The 3,035-nt window shown below is 70.3% G+C and carries 4 protein-coding genes; all 4 read left to right on the top strand.

The features are described 5' to 3' along the window. Positions 1–262 precede the first annotated feature (262 nt). Positions 263–739 carry a ribosome maturation factor RimP gene (gene rimP / locus RWX45_RS06815; protein WP_316022990.1) on the top strand — a complete coding sequence of 159 codons (477 nt, stop codon included), beginning with the start codon at positions 263–265 and terminating at the stop codon, positions 737–739. A 43-nt stretch (positions 740–782) separates the two neighbouring features. Further along, the gene (gene nusA, locus RWX45_RS06810; RefSeq protein WP_316022989.1) at positions 783–1,829 is read left to right on the top strand and encodes a transcription termination factor NusA; all 1,047 of its coding nucleotides are present in this window, start codon (positions 783–785) and stop codon (positions 1,827–1,829) included. Positions 1,830–1,935: 106 nt separating this feature from the next. Then, the gene (locus tag RWX45_RS06805) at positions 1,936–2,271 is read left to right on the top strand and encodes a YlxR family protein (RefSeq protein WP_316022988.1); all 336 of its coding nucleotides are present in this window, start codon (positions 1,936–1,938) and stop codon (positions 2,269–2,271) included. 90 nt (positions 2,272–2,361) lie between these two features. Further along, the coding region (locus RWX45_RS06800) for a translation initiation factor IF-2 N-terminal domain-containing protein (RefSeq protein WP_316022987.1) at positions 2,362–3,035 on the top strand (674 nt) is incomplete at its 3' end.

Raw genomic sequence — 3,035 nt, 5'->3', positions numbered from 1 at the left:
TCACCAGGGCGAGCGCACCCGCCCGTCGTATGAGCGCGCGCCGGGTGGTGGTGCTCGCCCGCGCCGCCGGACCGTCGAAATGACCAGTGGGGCGAGAGGGGCGGACAGAATCGGCAGCGGGAGTCAGTCTCACGTGGTCATCCTCGCATGGACGGGTAGCATGGACCCGATCAACCGATCCGACGTGAACCATTCCTAGATTCACATAATCACACCCAGACACTGTCAGCCCCACCGGGCCCACCACGGGAGGAACCTCCACATGACCGACGCGTCCGCCCGGAGCCAGGAGCAGAATCTGCGGCAGCTGCTCACCCCCGTCGTCGAGGCGGCCGGGCTCTTCCTGGAGGACGTGCGCCTTGCGCGAGCCGGCAAGTACACCACCGCGCGGGTGTTCGTCGACCTGCCCGACGGTCCCGGCGACCTCAATCTGGACGCCCTCGGTGAGGTCACTCGGGCCATTTCCGACGCCGTCGATGAGGCCGACCCCATCAAGGGCCGCTACACGCTGGAGGTATCCACCCCCGGCGCCGAGCGGGAACTGCGCACGGCGCGCCACTTCCGCCGCGCCGTCGGGCACCAGGCGGCCATCACCACCGGCTCCGGGGCCGACGCCGAAACGCTTGAGGGCACGGTCACCGCCGCGGATGAGGACACCGTGACCCTCACCGTGGACGACGCCCCCCGCACCATCGCGTTGGCGGACGTGACCGCCGCCCGTATGGTCATCCGCATGTAAGCGGCGCCCCGCCCGCCCCGAGAGAAGAGAAGACACAGGAATCATGGACATCAATATGCCGGAGCTGCGCGGCGCAGCGGACGAGCTGGACATCGATCTGGACAACCTCCTGCCCGCCATCGAGGACGCTATCCTCGGCGCCTACAACAAGATCCCCGGAGCCATTCGTGGCGCCCACGTGGAAATCGACCGCCGCAGCGGACACATGACGGTGCTCGCCCCGGAGGTCGACGAGAACGACGAACCCACCGGCGAGTACTTCGACGACACCCCCGACGACTTCGGCCGCATCGCCCAGGCCACCGCCCGCTCGGTCATCGTCCAGCGGATCCAGGACCGCCGCGACTTCGAGGTCCTGGGCGCTTTCAAGGACAAGGCCGGCGAGCTCATCTCCGGCACGGTCGAGCAGGGCCGCGACCCGCGCCTGGTGTACGTGCGCCTGGACGGAGAGCACGAGGGCATCATGCCCCCGCATGAGCAGGTCCCCGGCGAGCATTACAAGCACGGTGACCGGGTGCGCGCCTATGTCACCGAGGTGTCCCGCGGTCCCAAGGGCGCCCAGATCATCCTGTCCCGCACCCACCCGGGCCTGGTGCGCAAACTCTTCGAGCGTGAAGTCCCCGAGATTGCCTCCGGCGACGTCGAGATCGTCTCGGTCGCCCGCGAGGCCGGCCACCGCACCAAGGTGGCCGTGAGCACGCGCGTGCGCGGCGTCAACGCCAAGGGCGCCTGCATTGGCCCCATGGGGCAGCGCGTGCGCGCGGTCATGGCCGAGCTCGGCGGGGAGAAGATCGACATCGTCGACTACTCCGATGACCCCGCCCGGTTCGTTGCCAACGCCCTGTCTCCGGCTCGTGTCTCCTCGGTGACCGTGCTCAACGCCGAGGAGCGGGCCGCCCGCGCGATTGTCCCCGATTTCCAGCTGTCCCTGGCGATCGGGAAGGAGGGGCAGAACGCCCGCCTCGCGGCGCGGCTCACGGGTTGGAAGATCGACATCCACGCCGACACCGAATCCGGTGAGGTCGCTCCCGGCCACGATTCGCGCGCCGACGACGTGACTGGTCCCTCAGCCCCCGGCGCTCAGGACTAACGCCCAACCCGGCTACACTTGTACCTGGCCTGCTTGCGGGCATGCGCCGGGCTTAGGTTCGGTGCGCCGCGGCGGCAGTCGATAGTGAGGAAGGACGCGGCAGCCGGTGGTCAACACCCCCCATGTGCCCGAACGCACCTGCATCGGTTGTCGCAGTAAGGCCCCTCGGGCGCAGTTGCTGCGCCTGGCCCTGACGGACAGTGGCGAGCTGACCGTCGACGTCCGGGCTCTCATGCCGGGGCGTGGCGCATGGATCCACCCGGACCTTGACTGCGTCGCCCTCGCCGAGCGCAGACGCGCCTTCGGGCGCGCCCTGCGCATGAGTGGGCCACCCGATGTGGCCCCCGTGCGCGACTGGGTCAACCTCCACGGGACGGCCCGGTCACGTGCGCGTACACCGTCCCCGGTCGGGGATGGCACGACCGATAGCAAAGGCGGGTAGGAAGCTGATGGGCACCCGATGAGTACCCGGCGATGAGCTGCCTCTACTAGCGCCCACCCTGTTCGGGGTGGGCAACCGGACAGGAGAAAAGTGGCAAAACCACGCGTTCATGAGCTCGCGAAGGAGCTCGACCCCACTGGCAAGAAGATCACCTCGAAGGTGATTCTGGCCTGGCTCAAGGATCAGGGTGAGTTCGTCAAGGCGGCGTCCTCTACCGTTGAGCCGCCCGTTGCTCGCCGGGTCCGCGAGCATTTCGCAGCGCAGAGCGGCGACGCCAAGGCGTCCAAGCCGACTGCGCCCAAGCCGGCGGCGAAACCAGCCGCCCCCAAGCCCGCGGCGGCCCCGAAGCCGACTGTGGCTGCCCCCAAGCCTTCCGGCGCCCCGAAACCGGCGGCGCCGAAGCCGGTTGCGGCCGCGCCCAAGCCGGGCGCCCCCAAGCCTGCCCCCGCCGGTCCGACGCCGTCGGATCAGCAGGCCTCGACGTCTGCCGCGGCCGATCGGCAGGCGCGTCCGGCGGCTCCGACCCCGGGTCCGCGCCGTCCCGCGCCCACCCCGGGACCACGTCCCGGTGCGCCGCGTCCGGGCAACAACCCCTATGCCACCTCTCAGGGCATGCCGCGTCCCGGCGGCTCCGGCGGTCGTGGCCGCGGCAAGGGCTCGCGTTCGGGCGGTCCGCGTCCGGGCAACAACCCCTATGCCACCTCTCAGGGCATGCCGCGTCCCGGCGGCTCCGGCGGCCCGCGTCCGCAGGGAGGCCGGGGCGG

This window comes from Actinomyces sp. MRS3W, from assembly GCF_032465695.1.
GTDB lineage: Bacteria > Actinomycetota > Actinomycetes > Actinomycetales > Actinomycetaceae > Actinomyces.
This window is presented reverse-complemented; position numbering and strand designations above follow the sequence as displayed.